Raw genomic sequence first — 22,337 nt, forward strand, 5'->3', positions numbered from 1 at the left:
GTCAATACACCTACTTTGAGCCGGTTCACACTTTTCAATGAAAATTGCTAATCATTTTCACGATGAGCTAAGTAGACTGGCCGCCATTGACATTGAGGCACTCGTACTACATGGCTGAATTCGAAACCACTTTTGCAGATCTGGGCCTGAAGGCTCCTATCCTTGAAGCCCTTAACGATCTGGGTTACGAAAAACCATCTCCGATCCAGGCAGAATGTATCCCGCATCTGCTTTCTGGTCGTGACGTGCTGGGCATGGCCCAGACTGGTAGCGGTAAAACTGCAGCGTTCTCGCTGCCGCTGCTGAACAACATCGATCCGGACCTGCGTGCACCGCAGATCCTCGTCCTGGCTCCAACTCGTGAACTGGCTGTTCAGGTTGCTGAAGCAATGACGGAATTCTCTAAACATATGCGCGGCGTAAACGTGGTAGCCCTGTACGGCGGCCAGCGTTATGACGTGCAGTTACGCGCCCTGCGCCAGGGCCCACAGATTGTCGTCGGTACGCCGGGCCGTCTGCTGGATCACCTGAAGCGCGGTACTCTGGACCTCTCTAAACTGAGCGGCCTGGTACTGGATGAAGCAGATGAAATGCTGCGTATGGGCTTCATTGAAGACGTAGAAACCATCATGGCGCAGATCCCGGAAGGTCACCAGACCGCTCTGTTCTCTGCAACCATGCCAGAAGCGATCCGTCGCATTACCCGCCGCTTCATGAAAGAGCCGCAGGAAGTGCGTATTCAGTCCAGCGTGACCACTCGCCCGGACATCAGCCAGAGCTACTGGTCCGTGTACGGCATGCGCAAAAACGAAGCGCTGGTCCGTTTCCTGGAAGCGGAAGATTTTGATGCGGCGATTATCTTCGTGCGTACCAAAAATGCGACCCTGGAAGTGGCTGAAGCGCTGGAGCGTAACGGCTACAACAGCGCAGCGCTGAACGGCGACATGAACCAGGCCCTGCGTGAGCAGACGCTGGAACGTCTGAAAGACGGTCGTCTGGATATCCTGATTGCAACAGACGTGGCAGCACGTGGTCTGGACGTTGAGCGTATCAGCCTGGTTGTCAACTACGACATCCCGATGGACTCCGAGTCTTACGTTCACCGTATCGGTCGTACCGGTCGTGCGGGTCGTGCTGGCCGTGCGCTGCTGTTCGTTGAGAACCGCGAGCGTCGTCTGCTGCGCAACATTGAACGCACCATGAAGCTGACCATTCCAGAAGCCGACCTGCCAAACGCAGACCTGCTGGGCAAACGCCGTCTGGAAAAATTCGCCGCGAAAGTACAGCAGCAGCTGGAAAGCAGCGATCTGGATCAGTACCGCGCGCTGCTGTCGCAGATCCAGCCTGTCGCTGAAGGCGAAGAGCTGGACATGGAAACTCTGGCTGCAGCACTGCTGAAAATGGCTCAGGGCGAACGTAGCCTGATCGTGCCACCAGATGCACCGATGCGTCCTAAGCGTGAGTTCCGTGACCGTGACGATCGTTTCGAACGTCGTGGCGACCGTAACGACCGTGGTCCACGCGGCGACCGTCCAGAGCGTGGTGGTGAAGACCGTCCACGTCGTGAGCGTCGTGACGCTGGCGACATGGAACTGTACCGCATTGAAGTGGGCCGTGATGATGGTGTTGAAGTTCGTCACATCGTTGGCGCGATTGCTAACGAAGGCGACATCAGCAGCCGTTACATTGGTAACATCAAGCTGTTCGCATCCCACTCTACCATCGAACTGCCAAAAGGCATGCCGGGCGAAGTACTGCAGCACTTTACTCGCACCCGCATCCTGAACAAGCCGATGAACATGCAGCTGCTGGGCGATGCGCAGCCACGTCCTGACCGCGGTGGCGAACGTCGTGGCGGTGGTCGCGGTTTCGGCGGCGAGCGTCGTGAAGGCGGTCGCAGTGAAGGTCGCGGTGGTGAAGGTCGTCGTTTCTCAGGCGAGCGCCGCGAAAGCCGTGGCCCACGTCGTGAAGAAGGCACCAGCCGTCGTCGTTTCGGTGACGCGTAAGCCTTTCGCTTCTGACGTAAAGTAAAATATACAGCCCCGATACACGCTATCGGGGCTTTTTTTATTCCCTTTGTACTCCTGTACTGGTACAGTGCAACACACTAAAATGCAGAACCGCATGATTAACTGGAGAAAAGGCTGTATGGCGACACTAACCACCACCCAAACGTCACCTTCGCTGCTTGGCGGCGTGGTGATCATCGGCGGAACCATTATAGGTGCCGGGATGTTTTCCCTGCCCGTGGTCATGTCCGGTGCGTGGTTCTTCTGGTCGCTGGCCGCGCTGGTGTTCACCTGGTTCTGCATGCTGCATTCCGGCCTGATGATCCTTGAAGCGAACCTGAACTACCGCATTGGCTCCAGCTTCGACACCATCACCAAAGATCTGCTGGGCAAAGGCTGGAACCTGGTGAACGGCCTTTCCATCGCATTTGTGCTCTACATCCTGACCTACGCGTACATCTCAGCAAGCGGCTCGATTCTGCATCACACCTTTTCGGAGATGTCGCTGAACGTTCCGGCGCGTCTGGCCGGGCTTTGCTTTGCGCTGGGCGTGGCGTTTATCGTCTGGATGAGCACCAAAGCGGTGAGCCGCATGACGGCGATTGTGCTGGGCGCTAAGGTCATCACCTTCTTCCTGACCTTCGGCAGCCTGCTGGGGCACGTTACGCCCGCCACGCTGTTTAACGTTGCGGAAGTTAATACCTCCTACACGCCGTATCTGCTAATGACTCTGCCGTTCTGTCTGGCGTCGTTCGGCTACCACGGCAACGTGCCGAGCCTGATGAAGTACTACGGCAAGGATCCGCGCACCATCGTGAAGTGCCTGGTCTACGGCACGCTGCTGGCGCTTGGGCTGTATGTGATTTGGCTGCTGGGGACAATGGGCAACATCCCGCGCCCGGAGTTTATCGGCATTGCGCAAAAGGGCGGTAACATTGACGTGCTGGTGCAGGCGCTGAGCGGCGTACTGAACAGCCGCAGTCTGGATCTGCTGCTGGTGGTCTTCTCCAACTTTGCGGTGGCGAGTTCATTCCTCGGTGTGACGCTGGGCCTGTTTGACTACCTGGCGGATCTGTTTGGCTTTGACGATTCTGCGATGGGGCGTTTCAAGACGGCGCTGCTGACCTTCCTGCCGCCGATTGTCGGCGGTCTGCTGTGGCCGAACGGTTTCCTGTACGCCATCGGCTATGCAGGGCTGGCGGCCACCATCTGGGCGGCGATTGTGCCGGCGCTGCTGGCACGTAAATCACGTAAACGCTTCGGCAGCCCGAAATTCCGCGTCTGGGGCGGTAAACCGATGATTGCGCTGATCCTGGTATTTGGGGTGGGTAACGCGCTGGTTCACGTGCTGTCGAGCTTTAACCTGTTGCCTGTGTACCAGTAAACACATTGCCCGGTGGCGCTAAGCTTACCGGGCCTACAGGGACCGCGTAGGCCGGATAAGGCGAAGCCGCCATCCGGCAAAAAACTACCCCACCAATTCTTCTTTCACCTGCATCGCCAGGTCAAACGAATGTAAACGCGCCTGGTGATCGAAAATCTGGCCGTTGACCATAATTTCATCCGCCTGTGTTTCACGCAGCACTGCTTCCAGCCCGTGACGCACTTTTGCCTTATCACCCACCAGCGACATGCTCAACGCCTGCTGCACGCCATACTGCTCGGAGGCCGACCACAGCTGATGCATATTTTCCACCGGAGGCGGCAACTGGCCCGTCTCGCCGCGGCGCAGCTTCACAAACGCCTGCTGCATAGAGGTAAACAGGAATTCCGCGTCGCGATTGCTGTCAGCGGCAATGATGTTGATACACACCATCGCGTACGGCTTCTCCAGACGCTCGGACGGTTTGAAGTTCGTACGGTAGAGGTGCAGCGCCTGATGGAGCATATCCGGCGCGAAGTGGGAGGCGAACGCGAACGGCAGCCCCAGCTGCGCGGCGAGCTGCGCGCTATACAGGCTCGAGCCTAACAGCCACACCGGGATCTTCTCGCCATAGCCCGGCACCGGGCGCACGTGCGGGTTCGGATCGCGCGCGTCGAACCAGTCCACCAGTTCCGCCACGTCGCGCGGGAAGTTATCGATATCGCCGCTCATATGGCGGCGCAGGGCGCGCATGGTCGGCTGGTCGCTGCCCGGCGCGCGGCCAAGCCCCAGGTCAATACGGCCCGGATAGAGGGTGTTCAGCGTCCCGAACTGCTCGGCTATCACCAGCGGGGCGTGGTTCGGCAGCATCACGCCACCGGAGCCAAGGTGCAAAGTGGTGGTATTCGCTGCCAGGTAGCCAATCAGCACCGATGTAGCGGCGCTGGCAATGCCGACCATGTTGTGATGTTCTGCCAGCCAGTAGCGGTGATAGCCACGCTTTTCGGCCAGCTGAGCCAGATCGAGAGAGTGCGTGAAGGCTTCTCTTGCCGAGGAGCCTTGTGGGATCGGCGCCAGATCCAGCACCGAAAACGGAATGGTTTTGTCAGTCATAACAGCTCACTTTGTCGACGGTCAATCTTTAATACTGCATTAAAAAATGATAACCGTTGTTAACAAAGTGAGCCTTTTTTAGGCCTGAAGTTCCAGCCCGGCCAGACGTTTCCAGTAACCGTTGCAGTCGCTGTTTGCCGCCAGCGGCAGCGGCGACGCGCCGTTTTCGTTAGCGCGGAAGGCGTCCAGCATCGCGAAAACGCTGGTATCCAGCGGCGACAGGCGCACCATGTCCACCAGCCCGTCCATCGACGCCAGCTCGTTGCCGAGGTTATAGACGTAACCGCTCATGGTCTGAATGCCGTTCAGGACAAACACCTGCTGGTTCTCCTGCGACAGCATGCTGCGCCCGTTCGGGTACTTGATGCAGCAGGTTTCACATTCATCTTTCGGGCGGTCTTCCGATCGCGCGGTGAAGCAGCGGGCAGAGTAGGCCAGCGGCAGATGACCGTAGCTCAGCACTTCCACTTCGAACTGATGGCGAATGCCCAGCTCGTCGCACTGATTCAGCAGGTTTGCCAGCCAGTCACGGGAGAGCTCCACCGGCATGCACCAGCGGGTCATTCCCTGTTTGAGCAGCAGGCGCAGGGTGACGGCGTTATAGCAGTTCAGCGCATGGCCTGCGACAAACGGCAGCCTGCGTTCGGCGCACATGTTCACCACGCCCAGGTCGCTCGCCTCCAGCAGAAACTCACCGTTTTCGACGTAGCGCTTCAGCTCGCCCAGTTCGGACGAAGCCTGAACCAGCGCGAGCGTTGACAGCACCACCTGCTTGCCGCTCCTGGCCAGGCTTTTCGCCATCTCCAGCCAGTCGCCCACTTTGGTGGCGCGGCGTTTGCTGCATACTGCTTCACCGAGGTAAATCACATCGGCGCTGCTGGTGGCGGCCTGTTGGTAAAAATCTTCCAGCGTCTCTTTTGGCCAGTAGTAGAGCACCGGCCCTAATGAATATTTCATGGTTATCTCACTGCCATTTACGGTGATACGCGCCCAGCGTGGTTTGCGTGCCTTCGGACATCGATCCGAGCGTCTCCATCCACGCCGCCTGTGGGGCGTAGCTCTGCGGGTCCGCCATGCAGCGGTCGATGGCCTGACGCCACACTTTCGCCACCTGGCTCACATAGGCCGGACTGCGCTGGCGACCTTCAATTTTCACCGAGGCAATATTGGCGGCCAGCAGCTCCGGCAGCAGCTCCAGCGTGTTAAGGCTGGTGGGCTCTTCCAGCGCGTGGTAGCGCTCGCCGTCGACCAGGTAGCGGCCTTTGCACAGCGTCGGATAACCCGCGTTTTCACCGTCCTGATAGCGGTCGATCAGAACTTCATTCAGACGCGACTCCAGCCCCTGTGGGGTCTGCTGCCAGCGGACGAAGCGGGCAGGGGAGCAGGCCCCGACGGTATTCGGCGATTCACCGGTTAAGTAAGAAGAAAGATAGCAACGGCCTTCGGCCATGATGCACAGACTACCAAAGGCAAAAACCTCCAGCGGCACTGGCGTGACGCGCGCGAGTTGCTTAACCTGATGAATAGAGAGCACGCGCGGCAGCACCACGCGAGCGACGTCAAAGTGTTGATGGTAAAAACGCACCGCCTCTTCGTTGGTGGCAGATGCCTGAACAGAGACGTGGCGCTCAATATGCGGATAGCGTTCTGCCGCATACTCAAGCATGGCGAGGTCGGCCAGGATTAACGCATCGGCGCCCAGCTGTGCTGCCATGTCCACCGCGCGCTGCCAGCGGGCGTAACCGTCAGGATGGGCAAACGTGTTGATGGCAATATGCAGCTTGCGGCGGTGCTGATGAACGAAGTTAACGGCTTCCTGAAGCTTTTTCTCCGTAAAGTTAAGGCCAGCAAAATGGCGGGCGTTGGTGTCATCTTTCAGCCCGATATAGACCGCATCGGCCCCATTCTCGATGGCCGCCTTAAGCGCCGGAAGGTTTCCGGCAGGGCAGAGCAGCTCCATAAATTATCCTGATGTAGTCGATAGCAAAATTGTTAACGAGCTGGGATTTTAATTAACCCATACGCGACAATTTTTGATTTAAGGCAGCTAATGGCGTATTGATGGCACCAATAATGGGGTACGTCCGACGATGGTTTGTTGATTTACGCCGCTATGTTGTGGAATGGATGTGGCAAAATAGCGGGACTATAGCTATCAGGGAGTAAAGCTCGTGCTGGATAAACTGCGTTCACGTCTCGTACAATTCGGTCCATCGATGCTGAGCGTGCCGGTCAGGCTGGCGCCGTTCGCGCTTAAACGCCAGGTGCTGGAGCAGGTCCTGAGCTGGCAGTTCCGTCAGGCGCTGCAGGATGGCGAGCTGGAGTTTCTGGAAGGGCGCTGGTTAAGCATTGAGGTGCGTGACATCGGGCTGCGCTGGTTCACCTCCGTAGAGAACGACCAGCTGATCGTTCGTGAGTCTGCCGTGGCGGACGTGAGCTTTAGCGCCAACGCCAGCGACCTGCTGATGATTGCCGCGCGTAAGCAGGACCCGGACACACTCTTCTTCCAGCGCCGTCTGGTGATTGAGGGCGACACGGAGCTTGGCCTGTACGTTAAGAATTTAATGGATGCCATTGAGCTGGAGCAGATGCCGAAAGCGCTGCGCGTGATGTTGATGCAAATGGCAGATTTTGTTGAGGCGGGGCTGAAATCCCCGCCGGACAGTAAACACACTTCAGTAGGTGAGCCATGCTGATTCGAGTCGAAATAGGGATTGATGCACCGGGTATCGATGCGTTATTACGCCGCGCTTTTGAGAGCGATGCGGAAGCCCAACTGGTCCACGATCTCCGTGAAGACGGCCTGATCACGCTGGGGCTGGTTGCCACCGATGACGAAGGTCAGGTTGTCGGCTATGTTGCCTTCAGCCCGGTGATCGTTCAGGGTGAAGATCTTCAGTGGGTGGGCATGGCACCGCTGGCGGTAGATGAAAACTACCGCGGGCAGGGCCTGGCGCGCCAGCTGGTCTATGAAGGGCTGGACTCGCTGAATGAGTTTGGTTATGCCGCCGTGGTCACGCTGGGCGATCCGGCGTTCTATGGCCGTTTAGGCTTCGAGCAGGCCGCGCATTACGATCTTCGCTGCCGCTGGCCAGGTACCGAATCCGCCTTCCAGGTGCATCGCCTGGCGGATGATGCCCTGAACGGCGTAAATGGTCTGGTGGACTACCACGACCATTTTAATCGCTTTTAATCAGGCTCTCGCGTAGCGCCTCAAAGGAGCCGTCTCCGGTCACGAGGCGCTCCTTCTGGCGCTTCGTTAGCTGCTTAATACGGTACTCCAGCCTGAGTGCCAGCGATCTGTCCCCCACGGCGGCAGAAAAAGCCAGCTGCAGTTCGCCTTTCCCCCGCAGCGCTTTTGCCCCTTTCCCCGTTTGATGTTGTAAAAAACGCCGCGCCACATCGGTGGTGATCCCGGTGTAGAGTGCGTTATCAGCGGTTCGGACAAGATAGAGAAACCAGCACACGGTAAACAGATTCAGTATGTTAAGGTGAACGCACCATAGCATGAGAGAGAGCGAAAATGGAAATACTGGCCGCCATTAACCGCTGGCTGGCAAAGCAGCACGTCGTGACCTGGTGCGTATATAGCGAGGGCGAAATGTGGTGCGCCAACGCCTTTTACTACTACGATCCTGAACGCGTCGCTTTTTACGTCATGAGTGAGGACAAAACGCGGCATGCCCAGATGACCGGCCAGCAGGCAAAAGTGGCGGGCACGGTCAACGGCCAGCCCAAAACCGTCGCGCTGATCCGCGGCGTGCAGTTCAAAGGTGAGATTCGTCGTCTGGAAGGTGAAGAAAGCGACGCACAGCGTAAACGCTACACGCGCCGCTTCCCGGTTGCTGCTGCGCTAAAAGCCCCGGTGTGGGAAATCCGGATTGATGAGCTGAAATTTACCGACAACACCCTGGGCTTTGGCAAGAAGCTTCACTGGCTACGCGCCGAGCAGGCGTAGCGCTTCGCGGTTAAACGCCGGGAGATCGTCCGGGGTCCGGCTGGTGATCAGCTGGTCGTTATCGTTGACCACCTCCTGATCGTAAAACTCGGCCCCTGCGTTTTTCAGATCGATAACGATCGGTTTCACCGCCGTAAGCTTACGCCCGCGGACCACTTCAGCGCTGATCAGCAGCTGCGGGCCGTGGCAGATGGCAAAGACCGGCTTGCCGGTGCCGACGAAGTCACGGGTAAAGGTGACGAAACGCTCGTCCCCGCGCAGGGAATCCGGTGAATGGCCGCCCGGTAACAGCAGGGCGTCGAAATCTGACGGGCTGACGTTATCGATGGACTCATCGATGGTCACGCTGGCTTCGCCCTTGTGGCCCTTCACGGTTTTACCCGCTTCTTTCTCAATGGTGATGACCTCGTGGCCTGCCTTGCGGAATGCCTCAGCTGGTGACGTAAATTCTGAATCTTCAAACTCGTCGGTAATCAAGACTGCGATTTTTTTACCCATGCTTCCTCCGTTGTTTTCGCTTCAGACTGTTTTTTTCCCGTTTGTGGTAAATACTTACCGGTAACAGACTTTTAAGTGTGGTAGAGCAGGTCCAGATCGCAAACGGACAATTCTGTAAAGGGGATAAGATGAGTCAGGTACTGATTACCGGCGCAACCGGGCTGGTGGGGGGACATCTGCTGCGGTTGCTGATCCAGGACCGGCATATCAACTATATTGCCGCCCCGACGCGCCGCCCGCTGTTGGATATCACCGGCGTCTATAACCCGCACGATCCCCAGCTCACCGACGCGCTGGCGCAGGTGCAGGATCCTATAGATATCGCCTTTTGCTGCCTGGGCACGACGCGGCGTGAGGCGGGCAGTAAAGAAGCGTTCGTCCATGCGGACTACACGCTGGTGGTGGATACCGCCCTGACGGCGAAAAAGCTGGGGGCAAAACATTTCCTGGTGGTGAGCTCGCACGGTGCCAGCACCGGCTCACCGTTTTTTTACAATCAGGTGAAGGGCAAAATGGAAGAGGCGCTGATTGCGCAGAAGTGGGAGCGCCTGACAATCGTGCGGCCTTCCATGCTGATGGGCCACCGCGACGAACGGCGTTTTAACGAATCCTTCTTCGCCCCGCTGTTTCGCATCCTGCCGGGTAACTGGAAGTCCATCGAGGCGCGGGACGTCGCGCAGGCGATGCTGAAAGAGGCGCTGGCACCGTCGCAGGAGGGCGTCAATATCATCCCTTCGGCAAAACTGCGTGAAATCGCGCAGGGCGAGGCGTAAACTTCTCCGGCTTATTAAATAACACTCTCCGGGGAATGGTATGACTGGTCAGTCTTCATCTCAGGCGGCAACACCTGTCCAATGGTGGAAGCCCGCACTCTTCTTTCTCGTGGTCATCATTGGCCTCTGGTATGTGAAATGGCAGCCGTACTACGGCAAAGCCTTCACCGCCGCCGAAACGCACAGCATCGGTAAATCTATACTCGCTCAGGCTGATGCCAGCCCGCTGAAGGCGGCATGGGATTACGCCATGGTCTACTTCCTGGCGGTGTGGAAAGCTGCCGTCTTAGGGGTAATCCTGGGATCGCTGATTCAGGTACTTATTCCGCGAAACTGGCTGGTGAAAACACTCGGGCAGCCGCGCTTTCAGGGCACGCTGCTGGGGACGATTTTCTCTCTGCCGGGCATGATGTGCTCCTGCTGTGCCGCACCGGTAGCGGCGGGTATGCGCCGCCAGCGCGTATCCATGGGCGGTGCGCTGGCATTCTGGATGGGGAACCCGCTGCTCAACCCGGCGACGCTGGTGTTTATGGGCTTTGTGCTCGGCTGGCATTTTGCCGCTATCCGTCTGGTTGCCGGGCTGCTGACGGTGCTGGTGGTGGCGACGCTGGTACAAAAACTGGTGAAGGATACTGCCGTCGAACCCGCAGCCGTTGAACTGGACGTCAGCGAACCGCAGGGCGGTTTCTTCACTCGCTGGGGTAAGGCGCTGTGGCAGCTTTTCTGGAGCACCATTCCGGTCTATATCCTGGCGGTACTGGTTCTGGGCGCGGCGCGCGTCTGGCTCTTCCCGCATGCGGTTGGCGCAATCGACAACACGCTGATGTGGGTGATTGCGATGGCCGTTGCAGGCTGCCTGTTTGTGATCCCCACGGCGGCAGAAATTCCGATTGTCCAGACCATGATGCTGGCCGGTATGGGTACCGCACCGGCGCTGGCGCTGCTTATCACCTTGCCGGCAATCAGCCTGCCGTCGCTCATCATGCTGCGTAAGTCTTTCCCGGCGAAAGCGCTGTGGCTGACGGCGGGACTGGTGGCGTTGAGCGGAGTGATGGTGGGGAGTATTGCGTTGATGTAAAAAAAGCCCGGTGGCGCTCGCGCCTACCGGGCCTTTAGTCAGACGTGGATTACTTAATGTAGGTAAACGCGGTGGTGACGTGCTTCACGCCGCTCACCCGGCTGGCGATATCCGCCGCCGCTTTCCCTTCACGATCGGTCACCAGACCCAGCAGGAACACTTCACCATTTTCGGTCGTTACTTTTACGTTTGAGGATTTCACCTGGTCTGAACCCAGCAGCTGGGAGCGGACTTTGGTGGTGATCCAGGTGTCAGACGACGCGGTGCCCAGGCTGATTGGCTGACCCTGGCGGATTTCATTGAAGACTTCCGTGGTGCCCTCAACGCCCATTGCGATCTGCTTCGCGCGGCTGGAGAGTTCGGTATTCGGTGCCTGACCCGTCAGCAGGACTTTGCCCTGATAAGCCGTCACGTTGATACGCGCTTCTTTCTTGATTTGTTCGTCTTTCGACAGCGCACTGTTGACCCGCAGCTCCAGCGTACCGTCATCCACCTGCGTTCCCACAGAGCGCGGATCGGTCGCCGCTTTGGTGCCTACTGCGGCAGTACCCACAACGGCCGCAGCAATACATCCCTGAAGCAGTAATGCAGACATAAGGACTGCGAGGGTCGATAAAGCCTTCATAAAAACTCCTTAATCATCCTGGTGAGGGAAAAGCGTGTTATCGATCAAATCGCATAAGCAGTTCACCGTGAGCATATGCATCTCCTGGATACGTGCGCTACGGTGAGACGGAATGCGGATTTCCACATCCTGCGGCCCGAGCAGACCCGCCAGCTCACCGCCGTCATAGCCGGTTAAGGCGACGATGGTCATGTCGCGGGTAACGGCGGCTTCAACGGCTTTGACGATGTCCCGGCTGTTGCCGCGCGTGGAGATCGCCAGCAGCACATCGCCGGCATGCCCCAGGGCGCGCACCTGCTTTGCGTAAATTTCGTCATGCAGACGATCGTTAGCAATCGCTGTTAAGACCACATTATCGGTATTAAGTGCAATGGCAGGTAAACTAGGGCGTTCGGTTTCAAAACGGTTAATCATGCTGGCAGCAAAATGCTGTGCGTTGGCGGCTGAGGTTCCGTTGCCACAACAGAGGATTTTGTTGCCGTTAAGCAGGGATTGCACCAGCGTCATTGCAGCGCGAGAGATCGCGTCCGGAAGGGCTTCCGCCGCGGCAATCTGAGTCTGGATGCTTTCTGTGAAGCACACTTTAATTCTTTCGAGCACGTTATCCCTTTTAAATCTTAATTATGCGTCTTCGCCAAAAGCGTTTTTAAGCCATTCGATCTCATTTCCGGTGAAGGCTATCACATCGAAACGGCAATCCACAGTATCAAAGCTCCCATTATGGCGGGCAAGCCACAAGTGGGCAGTCTGTAATAATTTATGTTGTTTGGCGAGCGTCACGCTGGCGGCAGCACCGCCAAAACGGGAAGACTGTCGAAAGCGGACTTCTACAAACACAATCACCTGACCGTCTTTCATGATCAGATCAATTTCGCCGCCGCGCCCGCGGACGTTGGCGGCGATAAAGCGCAGTCCTTTGCCTTCGAGCCAGCGACGCGCTTTTAACTCCCACGCATCGCCGGTCTCTTTACGGCTTAACTGGCCGGGACGATTTGCCCCTGCTGGTATTTGAGCCATGATAACTTCCTGTTAATCACACAGTCCTGAGTGGCGGTCAGATCGCCGGTGTTGCCGTTAAGCTCAAAGCCCGGCACCTGACGCATCTGGGTAAAGTGGTTTGCCAGCGCCCACGCATCAACACCCATCGCATACAGACGCGCCAGAGAGTAGTCGTTACGTACGGAGCTTAGCGCCTGCTGCATCAGCGCCGGGTTGCTGCCCGCCAGCATCGGGATTTCGCTGTACTGCAGGCCGTCCATTTCCAGACGGAAATCCGGGCCTGCGGTGCCCTGTGCGCTGCGGGAGCTGGCGTAGAGCGTTGCGCCGCTCTGGCTGCCGTTACGCATCGCGATCATCGGCTTGATAAAGGCGATCTCCTGTGGCGTGGCAACGATATAGGCCGCATCCACTTTACCGCCACCGCTAATCTGCGCGTCGGTAGGTGGCGCAGGGATCGTCAGGCCGCCAATCGTCACGCTCTGCTGCTGTGGCAGGCTCGCCGTAACAGGGCTGCCGTTAAGCGCGATACCTGCCCCGCCGTTGACGCCCGCGCGCAGTTCCGAGGCGGAACCGAATTTCTGCTGCAGCACCACGCCGCCGCCAAGCTTCTGCCACTCATCGGCAAAGGCATTGGCCACGCGATCGCCCAGCGTACTGCGCGGGATCAGCAGCAGCGGAGCCTGCTTACCCTGCTCGTGGATATGACGCGCCGCATCGCGGGCTTCATCTTCCGGAGAGAGTGCGAAGTAGCAAATATTGGCCCGGTTCTGAACCTGTTCCGGCTGGTTGAGCGCCAGTACGTTCAGCGTGGTATTGCTCTTCATCAGCTCTTCCACGTTGTTTTTCAGCAGCGGGCCGACAACGATGCTTGCCCCGTCCTGCTGAACCTGCGCCAGCACCTGGTCAAGCGGCTTCGAACTGGTGTCGTAGATTTTCAGCTCAGCGCCAGGGTTCGCGCTGGCGGTCGCCACGGCCTGCGGCTGTGCGGCAGGTTGTGATGCTGGCTGTGCCGGCTGCTGTTGAGGCTGTTCTGCCGTTGCCTCTGGTGCAGGCGTCGCTTGTGCCTCAGCCGGAGCCTGTGCTGCCGGTGCTGCCGTCGCTGGAGGGGTAGTCGGTGCGGTAACCGGGTTTTGCATTGTACCCTGCGCCGGGGTTTGTGCGGTGGTCAGGTCACTGGTCTCGGCGGTGGAGGGGCTGACAACATCGTTCACGTTGGCCGCCTGCGCTGCCTGCACCGGAACCGCACTGCCCGTTACCGGCGTGGTGCCGTTTTTCGCCGCTTCAAAGCCCTGTTGAATCGTACGGCCAAACACTGCCGCCTGGCCATTCAGCGGCAGAAGCAGCGCAATTTTGCTTGTCGACGCAGGCTTAAAGTTCTGCACATTCACCAGCTGGGTTGGCAGCATTTTCGCGCCCGGGTTCTGCGGGTAACGGGTCTGCCAGTCGGTAATACCGGCTTTCAGCATTTTTGGATCGCTGCGGTTGTTAAACCACATCTGCTGCAGATCAAGCCAGCCCTGAAGCACGTTTTCGTCCGCGTTAATGACCAGCGCCTTTGCCTGATCCTGGGTCATCGAGGCAAGCGCCTGCCAGGTGGCATCAATGTTTTTCTGCTTGTCGGCACCGGCGAGCAGCGGCTCCTGGGCAATCAAGGCACGCAGGAGCGTCAGGGAAGGGCGCCCCTGCTCAGCGGTAATGCCCGCCTGCCAGAAGCGCGCCTGCTGGTTTTTATCCAGCGCGCTCAGGTCGATGCTCCCCAGGATCTTTTTCGCGCCATCATAATCTTTCTGCGCGACCTTCAGCTCGGCAGAGAGCAGGCTCTGCTCAAGTTGCTGAGTATCGTTAAGCTCTTTCGGCAGTTGGCCGAACAGCTCGGCAGCCTGCTGGGTTTTGCCCTCTTTCAGCAGTGCACGAATGGCGAGTAATTGCCAGTTGATCCTGGTATCATTTGTACTCTGCGACATTTGTTGCAGATAAAAGCCAGAATCAGCCTGAGCGGAGCCCTGAAGATGGGCGGTGCTCTGGTCAGGTGCCTGGGTGCCACAGCCTGCAAAAATCAGGGCTGCGAGCAGCAGCGGCACGCTGCGCGTGGCTTTTTTTCGAAGAAACGTTAACGGTACCATACTGTATCCAGTGATTTTTTTTACGCAATGCTCAATATTAAATCGGCAATACGGACGAAACAATGAAACAACACGAAACGGCAGATAATTCTCAAGGCCGGCTTTATATTGTACCTACTCCTATCGGGAATTTGTCTGATATTACCCAACGTGCGCTGAACGTATTGCAAACTGTTGATTTAATTGCCGCTGAAGACACCCGACACACCGGTTTACTGCTGCAACATTTCGCGATTAACGCCCGTTTGTTTGCCCTGCACGATCACAATGAGCAACAAAAAGCCGAAACGCTGGTGGCGAAGCTCAAAGAGGGGCAGAACATCGCGCTGGTCTCTGACGCCGGGACGCCGCTGATTAACGATCCTGGCTACCATCTGGTGCGCACCTGTCGCGAAGCCGGGATTCGCGTTGTGCCACTGCCGGGGCCGTGCGCCGCGATTGCTGCATTGAGCGCCGCAGGTTTGCCGTCTGACCGTTTCTGCTATGAAGGCTTCCTCCCTGCCAAATCCAAAGGCCGTCGCGATGTATTAAAGGAACTGGAAGCCGAGCCGCGTACCCTGATCTTCTACGAATCCACTCACCGCCTGCTGGAAAGCCTGGAAGATATGGTCACCGTCTGGGGCGAATCCCGCTACGTGGTGCTGGCGCGTGAGCTGACCAAAACCTGGGAAACCATTCACGGCGCGCCAGTCGGTGAACTGCTGGCGTGGGTGAAGGAAGACGAAAACCGCCGCAAAGGCGAAATGGTGCTGATTGTCGAAGGGCACAAGGCGGAAGAAGACGCGCTTCCTGCCGACGCGCTGCGTACGCTGGCGCTGCTGCAGGCGGAACTGCCGTTGAAGAAAGCCGCTGCGCTGGCGGCAGAAATTCACGGCGTGAAGAAAAATGCGTTGTATAAATATGCGCTGGAACAGCAGGGGGAGTAAGGCATCCCCTGCCAGTTTTGCCGGGTGGCGGCTGCGCCTTACCCGGCCTACAGATCTTTGCGTCTTTTAGCTAACTGGTATCGCCTCAAACACCAGCGTTTCCAGCGGTTGCAGCGTAATCACCACGGCGTTTTTGTACTCCTCCGGTACGGTTGAATTACTGCCGTACACCGCTTTGAGACTAAACTTCGCCGCGTCTCCCGTGGGTATTTCGAATTCTTTCGCTAAATCCAGATAGTAGCTTTGCGGCTTGTCCGAGGGGTTACGCAAGCCGAGTATGGCTTTCTCTTTACTCCACGAAGCCCAGCCGTAAACCTGCAGTGCCGTCGGGTCTCCGCCAATCCAGTGCGTATCCACCAGCACGCTGGCATTGTCACGCGACCATTTTGCGGCCTGCGCCAGCGTATCCCACTTCGCCTTGTTCAGCATTGAAGGGGTAATATACAGTTCCTGCAACTGGGTGCCGGTGGCGAAGTAGCTCCAGACCTGATCGGCAAAATCGCTGTCCGTTTGTACCTTCTCCAGACCGTAGTAGGCATTCTCCGCGCTGACGATCCCGTGGTACATCAACGAGTTCAGCGGAAACAGCGGGCCTTTGCGCACAATGGAGCGGTACGTTTCGGCATCGCGGTAGGTCATCCACTGCTGCACCGGCGTGCCGGGACCGTACAGGTTGATGTCATCACCCTGACGCCAGATGGAATCCGCATAGAACAGCCAGGACGGACTGGCGTTGGTGCCGGTCGTCAGGTTGATAAACAGATTCGGGTTGGCGCTGCGCATGTTATGCAGCAGAGCGATGGAGGCGTCAAAATCCGAGGCGAACGGGCTACCCGGGATATGCGCGTTGGCATTACCCATCCCGTCCAGCTTGAACGAGGTAATGTGCTCGTTTTTGATAAGCTTAACGATCTGCTCATTGAAGTTTTTAAAGTAGTTAGGCCCTGACAGGGCCAGCTTCCCGTCGACGGTTTCGAACCCATACTCTTTTGCATGCGAGACGCGAATGTCGCGCGGTTTGTTGTAGCCTCCCCACGGTGAGAGCCACAGTCCGACCGAGCTGTGCAGGCTGTCGGCTTTTTCCCGTACCTTGCCAAAACCGTTGCCGAATGCCGGGCCAAACAGCCAGCGCCCGGTCAGGTCGTCCCAGCCATCGTCCAGCAAGAAGGCGTCCAGCGCCACGCCGCGTCCGGCGATAAATTCCTTATTCCATTCATCCATCCGCCCCAGCACGTCCTGTTCGGAATAGGGGGTAAAGAAGCCAATATCCATCCAGCTGTTGTAGTGCAGGTAGGGCTTATACGGACGCGGACGCACGGCATTAATAAACTGGTTTACGCTGCGGCGCAGCTGGCTGGTTTCCGGGAAGGTGCCGAAGTAGGTGGTATAGCTGACCGGCGTTGCGGGCTGAATCGGCGTTTTTAACTCTACGTTGAGGTTGGTCGTCGCTTCATAGGCGTAAGTATTCACGATCGGTTTATCTGGAAGAATAAAGAACGAATCAGCAACGATCGGCGAGCTGTTGATCGCCCCGTCAACATACGGTGCCTGTGACTGCTTTTTCGTCGGGAAGAAGGTGATTTTCGCCACGTCACGCGGCTGGCCTACCGCCGCGAGGGTGTAATCGATGCTGGCGTATTTATCTTTCACCAGGTTGAGCTTTACCGTCACGTTAAAATCCGGACGCGAAAAGTCGATGACAATGGCGCTGTCCTGCTTTTCGACGTGCTTGATTTTGAAATCAGCGGTGTGGATTTTGGTTTCGTCCGGCAACGTCAGAAAGAACAGTTCCTGCGGGGTGATGGGGTGGTCGGCTTTTTTGTCAGTTACCACCACCGTTGAATTGGCGTCATCAAAGGACAGGGCAATCTTGTCGTTAGTGAGCGTGTAGTTCGCTGCCATCGCGCCATGGGAAACGCACAGGGCAAGCATTGAGAGGGTGAGCACTTTTTTCATTAAAGTAAGATCCTCTTAGTTATGCTTCTGCCGGAATACGCAGACGGTTAGCCGAACCGCAAACGGCGATTTTGCTTCGGACCACCTCTTTCATGGCGTCCATCCCGACGCGCATGTAGAAGCGCGGATCGTTGCCCTGCGGGTTCTCGGCAAACCAGGCTTTGACCGCATCAGAGAAGGCGATTTTCAACTCGGTTGCGACATTAACTTTGCACACGCCCAGTTCAATAGTGCGGCGCACATCATCATCCGGAACATCGCTCGCACCGTGCAGCACCAGCGGAACCGCTACCACCTCGCGGATCTCAGCCAGGCGCTGGAAGTCAATTTTGGGGCGTTTGGTATAGAGGCCGTGCGCGGTGCCGATGGCAACGGCGAGGCTGTCCACGCCGGTCAGCTCAACGAAGCGTTTCGCCTCCTGCGGGTCGGTCAGGAATGCGCTTTCGGCGTCGACGCTCATGTCATCTTCAACACCCCCCAGACGGCCCAGTTCCGCCTCAACGCTACAGTCGTTGAGGTGGCAAAAATCGACCACCGATTTCACCAGCTTCACGTTTTCTTCAAAGGGATAGTGGCTACCGTCGATCATTGCGCTGCGTACGCCGGCATGTACCTTGCGACGAATGTCATCCAGCGATTCGTGATGATCGAGATGCAGCGCCAGCGGCATGTCGTAGCTGAGGGAGTATGCGCTGCACAGAGCGTAGATCTCCTCCAGCGCAATGTGTTTAAAAGTACCCGGCGTCCCGGCGAGGATCACCGGCGATCGCATTTCGCTGCACACTTCGAGGATCGCCTGGATCGTCTCGGCGTTATGGATGTTAAAGGCCGGAACGGCATAGCCCTTTGTCTGCGCGTCCTGCAGAAGATATTTGGTCGAAATAATACTCATAATACGATCCTCTTAAGCCTGCCACGGATGAATAACCACGCCCTGTACCACACGGTTGACCGTTCCGCTGGCGGATGGTGTGTCCGGCGTGTTGCCAACATGCAGAGACTGGGTTAGCGCAAAGACCTGGGCGTAGATCAGAAAGCAGAACGCCTGCTCCATATCGTTGAACGGACGGGAAGGCGGCAGCAGGATATGCGGCCCCGCTTCAATGGCTGGATCGTTTTCGGCGGCGATGGCGACCACGCGCATGGCCTGACGATCGCGGCGCAGTTCGGCCAGCAGATCCAGATCGTACTGACGCGTATACGGATGGCTGGAGATAAACACCACCACCAGCGTTTCGTTATCCACCAGTGACTTAGGCCCATGACGAAAGCCCGTTGGTGAATCGTAGAACGCCGCCAGCTTGCCCGCAGTCAGCTCCAGCACCTTCAGCGCAGACTCGCGCGCCGCGCCCTGCAGACCGCCGCTTCCCAGGTAAACAATCCGTTTCCACGGTTCGTTGCCAAAGACGCCCTCGCTGAAATCCCCGAGCGAGGTGAGGATCGCCTGGCAGCGATCGGCTACGTCCCGGAAGCTTTGGCTGCCGATCGTCTCTGGTGCGAATACGGCCAGACAGCTCGCCATCATGGTGGTAATGCTGCTGGTCATCGCGAACCCGCGATCGTGCGTTTCGGCTGGCATCAGCAGGGCAAAGGCGTTATCGCTCTCGACGGCGTTCTGGTACAGGCTTCCCGCCTCGTTGCAGGTGATCGACAGGTGGTAGCACTCGGGCACGAACCGGTTCGCCAGCTCAACGGCGGCGACGCTCTCTGGACTGTTGCCGGAGCGGGCAAAAGAGACCAGCAGCAGAGGGTGTGCCGGGCTGAAGTAATCCATCGGGTTGGTGACCAGATCGGTTGTCGGTATGGCGGAGACGTTTTTACCGGTGTGGCTCGCAAGCCAGGGGGCAATTATCTCGCCAATAAACGCGGAGGTGCCCGCGCCGGTGAGGACGATCCGCAGGTCTCGCTTACGCAGCAGCGGCGTCAGGAAACCGTCAATCGAGGTGCGCAGATTATCGATGTTGTTGAGTGAGCGGATCCAGCAGGCAGGCTGCTGGCGGATCTCTTTTTCGGTCCAGGTGCCGGTTGTGGCGGCGGTGGTTTGTTGCATAACTCAGTCCTTAGTCGTGTGAATTCCACATCAGACGCTGGCAAACGTGTCGCTATCTTTCGTTTCGTTTCACTTATTCACATTAGCAGTTAAACAAAATCTATAGGAAAGAAATCGAAAGTTCAATAATGGAAAAGGAATAAAACGAAAAGTGTGATCGTGAAAGGAAAGGGTAAAACCAAGGAAAGGAAAAGAAAGGCCTTACGATCTGATGCCGTAAGGCCGCCGGGACACGCAATGTAAACTACGAAGGTGAACGCTGTGAAAGTAACCGGATCATATTCCTTCCTCTACGGGGGCTTCCTCGCGACAGCGACCAAGCTCATCCACCAGGCTGGTCAGGCCGCGGTGGCCGCACTCCAGCGCCTGCAGACGAAACGCTTCGCTACTTAATCCGTCACGTTCCAGCACCATTTCCAGCAAAAGCTGCAGGTTGGTGCCGGTAATCACTTCGCTACCCGGTCTTTGCATCGCGAGCGTCGACGCCACGCGAAACGGCGTGCCGCCGAGAAGGTCGGTGAGGAAAATAATATCCTGCTCTGGGTCCAGCTCACTCACCGCCTGCTCAAGCTGAGCGGTCAGCCTGGCAGTGGTGGAGTTTTCCGGAAAATCGATGGCGATAAACTGCGGCTGCTCGCCAAGGATCTGCCTCATCGCCTGTTCAAGCCCGCTGGCAAAGCCGCCGTGACCCGTCAAAATTATGCCTAACATCGCAACCTCTTTGCTTTTACAGGAAGTGACAGAATTTACCGACAACGCCCAGCAGTACGGTAATACCGATCAGCCGCAGCGGACTCCAGCCGCGGCGCACCAGCCAGAACATGGTCAGGGTGTAGACCAGCGGCAGGAAGGCGGGCATCAGCTTGTCGATAACGTCGGCCTGCAGTTTGACGACGGCATCACCCGCCTTAATTTCAAGCGTCGTATTGAGTCGGACATAGGTTGCCACCAACGCGCCGATCACCGTCATCCCGACAATAGAGGCCGCGTGGCCCACCTTTTTGGTGTTGGCTTTGATCAGCGGAATGGCGGCAACGCCCATTCGGTATGCGTAGTGCGCCAGGCCAAAGCGAAGGCCGAGATGCACCACGTTGAACAGCACGATAAAAACTACCGCGCCAAGAATGGAGCCTTGCAGCGCCAGGCTGGCACCAATCCCCCCGCAGATGGGTAACAGGGTCAGCCAGAACATGGCGTCACCAATGCCTCCGAGCGGGGCACCGACCGCAATTTTGGTGCTCTGGATGCTGTTCACATCCTGCTTGGAACGCTCCATTGCCAGAATAATGCCGATAACGAAGGTCACCAGAAACGGGTGGGTGTTAAAGAAGCCCATATGACCTTTCATCGCCCGCGCCAGGTCCCGCTTATTGGTGTGGATCTTTTTCAGCGCGGGCAGCAACCCGTACAGCCAGCCGGAGGCCTGCATACGTTCATAGTTAAACGAGGCCTGCAGCAGCATGGAGCGCCAGGCCACGCGGTTAATGTCATTTTTGGTCAGCTCCGCGCCAATGGTCTGGTCTTCATAGACGTTTTCATTCACGCCGCTCAGCAGCGTCTCTTCACTGACAGACGTGCCCGGCAGGGTGGTTTGATTAGATGCCATCTTCAAATTCCTCTTTCTGGGCTGCGGGCGCCGTCGGTTCAGGCGATTTACGCAGCAGGTCGATCAGCGCCATCGCCAGCGCCGCTGCGGCAATCGCCAGTACCGGAAGCTTCAGCCAGGCCGCGGCGACAAAACCGATAATGAAATAAGGGATGTAAACGTTTTTCATCATGATCTTCAGCAGCACGGCGAAGCCGATCGCTGGCATGATGCCGCCCGCGACGCCGAGACCGTCAATCAGACGCTCCGGCAGGATAGCAATGGCGGTTTTCGCGTGTTCAGCGCCAAAGTAGATGGGCAGAAACGCGCACAGGAAATAAAAAATGCCGAGCGCCAGCAGCGCCAGATAGTTGACTCGCTCTATGCCGTCGGTGTCCGCGTTGGCTGCCATGCGATCGCAGCGGGACATTACGCCGGACATCACGGAGAAGAGGAAGGTGATACCCATCTGCACCGCCACGGCAAACGGCACCGCGACCCCAACGGCGACATCCGGCTTCACGCCCGTGGTGATGGCAAACGTGGTGCCGACGATGGTGCCGATAATCACGTTTGGCGGCTGCGCGCCCGCCAGCGGCGCCAGACCCATCCAGACCAGCTCTAAGGTACCGCCGGTCAGGATCCCGGTATGCAGATCGCCCAGTATCAGGCCGACCAGAGGACCAAGCACCACCGGGCGGTGCATGTGTGTTAAGCCGTTAAACATATCCAGGCCCGCGATAAAGGCAAGAAGCCCCAGCGCGAAAGCCTGCAACAGACTGATTTCCATTGTGAATCCCTCAAAGCAGTTTAAAGAGATCCAAAGCGGTCTCTGTTGGGACGCCCTGAACAAAGCATTCCACCCCGGCCGCTTTCAGGCCGTTGAACGCAGCGATATCGTTCGCGTCGACAGAGACCGTTTTGGCAATTTGCTGTTTGCCACTGGCGTAGTGCATGTTTCCGACATTGATACGGGTGATGGGCACGCCGCCTTCAACCAGCTTCAGAAAATCGGCGGGTGATTTGCAGACCAGCAGAATTTTCTGACGGTCAGCGGCGCGGTGAATATTGTCGATCACTTTTTGCAGCGACCAGAAACGCACGGCGATCCCTTCCGCGAGCACCATTTCCATCAGGTTTTGTTGAACCGGATCGTCTGCAACCTCGTCATTTGCCACCAGCACCAGGTTTGCCCCCGCAAACCCCACCCACTGCACGCCCACCTGTCCGTGGATCAGGCGTTCATCAATGCGGCATAAGACAATGTTTGGCATAGCGTTT

The 22,337-nt window shown here is 57.5% G+C and carries 25 protein-coding genes; 9 read left to right on the forward strand and 16 right to left on the reverse strand.

The features are described from left to right. Positions 1-37 precede the first annotated feature (37 nt). The 3 genes from yrbN to mtr all read left to right on the forward strand — a co-directional run bounded on the left by yrbN (position 38) and on the right by mtr (position 3,393). Positions 38-118: a protein YrbN gene (yrbN, locus tag IM303_RS22395; RefSeq protein WP_100122156.1), complete on the forward strand. Its 81-nt coding sequence runs from the start codon at positions 38-40 to the stop codon at positions 116-118. After that, entirely contained in the window at positions 111-2,006 is a 1,896-nt protein-coding gene (locus IM303_RS14740; RefSeq protein ID WP_041907893.1) for a DEAD/DEAH family ATP-dependent RNA helicase, read from the forward strand. Before yrbN ends, IM303_RS14740 begins: the two co-directional genes overlap by 8 nt. A 142-nt stretch (positions 2,007-2,148) precedes the next feature. Continuing rightward, positions 2,149-3,393 (forward strand): tryptophan permease, encoded by a 1,245-nt coding sequence (gene mtr / locus IM303_RS14745; RefSeq protein ID WP_028014544.1) that lies wholly within the window; start codon positions 2,149-2,151, stop codon positions 3,391-3,393. An 84-nt stretch (positions 3,394-3,477) separates the two neighbouring features. Here mtr and IM303_RS14750 read toward each other — a convergent pair whose 3' ends face one another. The 3 genes from IM303_RS14750 to IM303_RS14760 form a co-directional block, all read right to left on the reverse strand. After that, entirely contained in the window at positions 3,478-4,485 is a 1,008-nt protein-coding gene (locus IM303_RS14750) for an LLM class flavin-dependent oxidoreductase (RefSeq protein ID WP_047367057.1), read from the reverse strand. Positions 4,486-4,563: 78 nt separating this feature from the next. Continuing rightward, a complete protein-coding gene (locus IM303_RS14755) occupies positions 4,564-5,442 on the reverse strand; it encodes a U32 family peptidase (protein WP_193360048.1) in 879 nt (292 codons plus the stop codon). A gap of 7 nt (positions 5,443-5,449) precedes the next feature. Then, entirely contained in the window at positions 5,450-6,445 is a 996-nt protein-coding gene (locus IM303_RS14760; RefSeq protein ID WP_048999528.1) for a peptidase U32 family protein, read from the reverse strand. Positions 6,446-6,656: 211 nt separating this feature from the next. Here IM303_RS14760 and IM303_RS14765 point away from each other — a divergent pair, with 211 nt between their 5' ends. Next, complete coding sequence (locus IM303_RS14765; protein WP_192987589.1) at positions 6,657-7,181, forward strand: SCP2 domain-containing protein; 525 nt, start codon at positions 6,657-6,659, stop codon at positions 7,179-7,181. Then, positions 7,175-7,678 (forward strand): GNAT family N-acetyltransferase, encoded by a 504-nt coding sequence (locus IM303_RS14770; protein ID WP_028014540.1) that lies wholly within the window; start codon positions 7,175-7,177, stop codon positions 7,676-7,678. The genes IM303_RS14765 and IM303_RS14770 overlap by 7 nt, the downstream gene beginning before the upstream one ends. Here the strand turns inward: IM303_RS14770 and IM303_RS14775 are convergent. After that, complete coding sequence (locus tag IM303_RS14775; RefSeq protein WP_045260079.1) at positions 7,665-7,994, reverse strand: GIY-YIG nuclease family protein; 330 nt, start codon at positions 7,992-7,994, stop codon at positions 7,665-7,667. The two genes, IM303_RS14770 and IM303_RS14775, sit on opposite strands and share 14 nt — an antisense overlap. 14 nt (positions 7,995-8,008) lie before the next feature. Between IM303_RS14775 and IM303_RS14780 the strand changes: the two genes are divergently transcribed. Beyond that, a complete protein-coding gene (locus IM303_RS14780) occupies positions 8,009-8,443 on the forward strand; it encodes a YhbP family protein (RefSeq protein WP_048999527.1) in 435 nt (144 codons plus the stop codon). Here IM303_RS14780 and IM303_RS14785 read toward each other — a convergent pair. Beyond that, positions 8,423-8,941 carry a type 1 glutamine amidotransferase domain-containing protein gene (locus IM303_RS14785; protein ID WP_028014537.1) on the reverse strand — a complete coding sequence of 173 codons (519 nt, stop codon included), beginning with the start codon at positions 8,939-8,941 and terminating at the stop codon, positions 8,423-8,425. The genes IM303_RS14780 and IM303_RS14785 overlap by 21 nt on opposite strands. A gap of 128 nt (positions 8,942-9,069) precedes the next feature. On the opposite strand from IM303_RS14785, the gene IM303_RS14790 reads away from it, so the two are divergent. Further along, positions 9,070-9,714 (forward strand): NAD(P)H-binding protein, encoded by a 645-nt coding sequence (locus IM303_RS14790; protein ID WP_032644919.1) that lies wholly within the window; start codon positions 9,070-9,072, stop codon positions 9,712-9,714. Positions 9,715-9,754: 40 nt separating this feature from the next. Then, on the forward strand, positions 9,755-10,792 hold the full coding sequence (locus IM303_RS14795; RefSeq protein ID WP_192971990.1) for a permease: 1,038 nt from the start codon (positions 9,755-9,757) through the stop codon (positions 10,790-10,792). 49 nt (positions 10,793-10,841) lie between these two features. On the opposite strand, the gene dolP is transcribed toward IM303_RS14795, so the two are convergent. The 4 genes from dolP to IM303_RS14815 are packed head-to-tail and all read right to left on the reverse strand — an operon-like array spanning position 10,842 to position 14,539. After that, on the reverse strand, positions 10,842-11,417 hold the full coding sequence (gene dolP / locus IM303_RS14800; RefSeq protein ID WP_028014534.1) for a division/outer membrane stress-associated lipid-binding lipoprotein: 576 nt from the start codon (positions 11,415-11,417) through the stop codon (positions 10,842-10,844). 9 nt (positions 11,418-11,426) lie between these two features. Then, complete coding sequence (diaA, locus tag IM303_RS14805) at positions 11,427-12,017, reverse strand: DnaA initiator-associating protein DiaA (protein ID WP_003861754.1); 591 nt, start codon at positions 12,015-12,017, stop codon at positions 11,427-11,429. 21 nt (positions 12,018-12,038) lie between these two features. Then, positions 12,039-12,434, reverse strand: coding sequence for a YraN family protein (locus tag IM303_RS14810; protein WP_028014533.1), 396 nt, complete (start codon positions 12,432-12,434; stop codon positions 12,039-12,041). Continuing rightward, entirely contained in the window at positions 12,392-14,539 is a 2,148-nt protein-coding gene (locus IM303_RS14815; RefSeq protein ID WP_048999525.1) for a penicillin-binding protein activator, read from the reverse strand. The genes IM303_RS14810 and IM303_RS14815 overlap by 43 nt, the downstream gene beginning before the upstream one ends. A 62-nt stretch (positions 14,540-14,601) precedes the next feature. Between IM303_RS14815 and rsmI the strand changes: the two genes are divergently transcribed. Further along, a complete protein-coding gene (rsmI, locus tag IM303_RS14820) occupies positions 14,602-15,465 on the forward strand; it encodes a 16S rRNA (cytidine(1402)-2'-O)-methyltransferase (RefSeq protein ID WP_048999524.1) in 864 nt (287 codons plus the stop codon). A 66-nt stretch (positions 15,466-15,531) separates the two neighbouring features. Here the strand turns inward: rsmI and IM303_RS14825 are convergent, their stop codons facing one another. From IM303_RS14825 to agaV, 7 genes are all read right to left on the reverse strand, one after another. Then, on the reverse strand, positions 15,532-17,421 hold the full coding sequence (locus tag IM303_RS14825; protein ID WP_048999523.1) for an enterotoxin: 1,890 nt from the start codon (positions 17,419-17,421) through the stop codon (positions 15,532-15,534). A 19-nt stretch (positions 17,422-17,440) separates the two neighbouring features. Further along, a complete protein-coding gene (gene kbaY, locus IM303_RS14830; RefSeq protein ID WP_048999522.1) occupies positions 17,441-18,313 on the reverse strand; it encodes a tagatose-bisphosphate aldolase subunit KbaY in 873 nt (290 codons plus the stop codon). A 12-nt stretch (positions 18,314-18,325) separates the two neighbouring features. Next, a complete protein-coding gene (locus IM303_RS14835; RefSeq protein ID WP_048960551.1) occupies positions 18,326-19,471 on the reverse strand; it encodes an SIS domain-containing protein in 1,146 nt (381 codons plus the stop codon). A gap of 276 nt (positions 19,472-19,747) precedes the next feature. Then, a complete protein-coding gene (gene agaF, locus IM303_RS14840; RefSeq protein ID WP_047367065.1) occupies positions 19,748-20,182 on the reverse strand; it encodes a PTS galactosamine/N-acetylgalactosamine transporter subunit IIA in 435 nt (144 codons plus the stop codon). A 16-nt stretch (positions 20,183-20,198) separates the two neighbouring features. Next, positions 20,199-21,077 carry a PTS N-acetylgalactosamine transporter subunit IID gene (gene agaE, locus IM303_RS14845; protein WP_192987581.1) on the reverse strand — a complete coding sequence of 293 codons (879 nt, stop codon included), beginning with the start codon at positions 21,075-21,077 and terminating at the stop codon, positions 20,199-20,201. Then, positions 21,067-21,846 carry a PTS N-acetylgalactosamine transporter subunit IIC gene (agaW, locus tag IM303_RS14850; RefSeq protein WP_028014525.1) on the reverse strand — a complete coding sequence of 260 codons (780 nt, stop codon included), beginning with the start codon at positions 21,844-21,846 and terminating at the stop codon, positions 21,067-21,069. Before agaW ends, agaE begins: the two co-directional genes overlap by 11 nt. A gap of 10 nt (positions 21,847-21,856) precedes the next feature. After that, positions 21,857-22,330 (reverse strand): PTS N-acetylgalactosamine transporter subunit IIB, encoded by a 474-nt coding sequence (gene agaV, locus IM303_RS14855; protein WP_028014524.1) that lies wholly within the window; start codon positions 22,328-22,330, stop codon positions 21,857-21,859. Between the last annotated feature and the right edge of the window lie 7 nt (positions 22,331-22,337).

It is taken from the genome of Enterobacter cloacae complex sp. P38RS (assembly GCF_014930775.1).
In the GTDB taxonomy this organism is placed as follows: domain Bacteria; phylum Pseudomonadota; class Gammaproteobacteria; order Enterobacterales; family Enterobacteriaceae; genus Enterobacter; species Enterobacter bugandensis.

Excerpts from the sequence above, each read along its gene's own strand:
- yrbN (WP_100122156.1), top strand. The coding sequence starts at position 38 with ATGAAAATTGCTAATCATTTTCACGATGAGCTAAGTAGACTGGCCGCC.
- IM303_RS14740 (WP_041907893.1), top strand. The coding sequence starts at position 111 with ATGGCTGAATTCGAAACCACTTTTGCAGATCTGGGCCTGAAGGCTCCT.
- mtr (WP_028014544.1), top strand. The coding sequence starts at position 2,149 with ATGGCGACACTAACCACCACCCAAACGTCACCTTCGCTGCTTGGCGGC.
- IM303_RS14750 (WP_047367057.1), bottom strand. The coding sequence starts at position 4,485 with ATGACTGACAAAACCATTCCGTTTTCGGTGCTGGATCTGGCGCCGATC.
- IM303_RS14755 (WP_193360048.1), bottom strand. The coding sequence starts at position 5,442 with ATGAAATATTCATTAGGGCCGGTGCTCTACTACTGGCCAAAAGAGACG.
- IM303_RS14760 (WP_048999528.1), bottom strand. The coding sequence starts at position 6,445 with ATGGAGCTGCTCTGCCCTGCCGGAAACCTTCCGGCGCTTAAGGCGGCC.
- IM303_RS14770 (WP_028014540.1), top strand. The coding sequence starts at position 7,175 with ATGCTGATTCGAGTCGAAATAGGGATTGATGCACCGGGTATCGATGCG.
- IM303_RS14775 (WP_045260079.1), bottom strand. The coding sequence starts at position 7,994 with ATGCTATGGTGCGTTCACCTTAACATACTGAATCTGTTTACCGTGTGC.
- IM303_RS14780 (WP_048999527.1), top strand. The coding sequence starts at position 8,009 with ATGGAAATACTGGCCGCCATTAACCGCTGGCTGGCAAAGCAGCACGTC.
- IM303_RS14785 (WP_028014537.1), bottom strand. The coding sequence starts at position 8,941 with ATGGGTAAAAAAATCGCAGTCTTGATTACCGACGAGTTTGAAGATTCA.
- IM303_RS14790 (WP_032644919.1), top strand. The coding sequence starts at position 9,070 with ATGAGTCAGGTACTGATTACCGGCGCAACCGGGCTGGTGGGGGGACAT.
- IM303_RS14795 (WP_192971990.1), top strand. The coding sequence starts at position 9,755 with ATGACTGGTCAGTCTTCATCTCAGGCGGCAACACCTGTCCAATGGTGG.
- dolP (WP_028014534.1), bottom strand. The coding sequence starts at position 11,417 with ATGAAGGCTTTATCGACCCTCGCAGTCCTTATGTCTGCATTACTGCTT.
- IM303_RS14810 (WP_028014533.1), bottom strand. The coding sequence starts at position 12,434 with ATGGCTCAAATACCAGCAGGGGCAAATCGTCCCGGCCAGTTAAGCCGT.
- IM303_RS14815 (WP_048999525.1), bottom strand. The coding sequence starts at position 14,539 with ATGGTACCGTTAACGTTTCTTCGAAAAAAAGCCACGCGCAGCGTGCCG.
- rsmI (WP_048999524.1), top strand. The coding sequence starts at position 14,602 with ATGAAACAACACGAAACGGCAGATAATTCTCAAGGCCGGCTTTATATT.
- IM303_RS14825 (WP_048999523.1), bottom strand. The coding sequence starts at position 17,421 with ATGAAAAAAGTGCTCACCCTCTCAATGCTTGCCCTGTGCGTTTCCCAT.
- kbaY (WP_048999522.1), bottom strand. The coding sequence starts at position 18,313 with ATGAGTATTATTTCGACCAAATATCTTCTGCAGGACGCGCAGACAAAG.
- IM303_RS14835 (WP_048960551.1), bottom strand. The coding sequence starts at position 19,471 with ATGCAACAAACCACCGCCGCCACAACCGGCACCTGGACCGAAAAAGAG.
- agaF (WP_047367065.1), bottom strand. The coding sequence starts at position 20,182 with ATGTTAGGCATAATTTTGACGGGTCACGGCGGCTTTGCCAGCGGGCTT.
- agaE (WP_192987581.1), bottom strand. The coding sequence starts at position 21,077 with ATGGCATCTAATCAAACCACCCTGCCGGGCACGTCTGTCAGTGAAGAG.
- agaW (WP_028014525.1), bottom strand. The coding sequence starts at position 21,846 with ATGGAAATCAGTCTGTTGCAGGCTTTCGCGCTGGGGCTTCTTGCCTTT.
- agaV (WP_028014524.1), bottom strand. The coding sequence starts at position 22,330 with ATGCCAAACATTGTCTTATGCCGCATTGATGAACGCCTGATCCACGGA.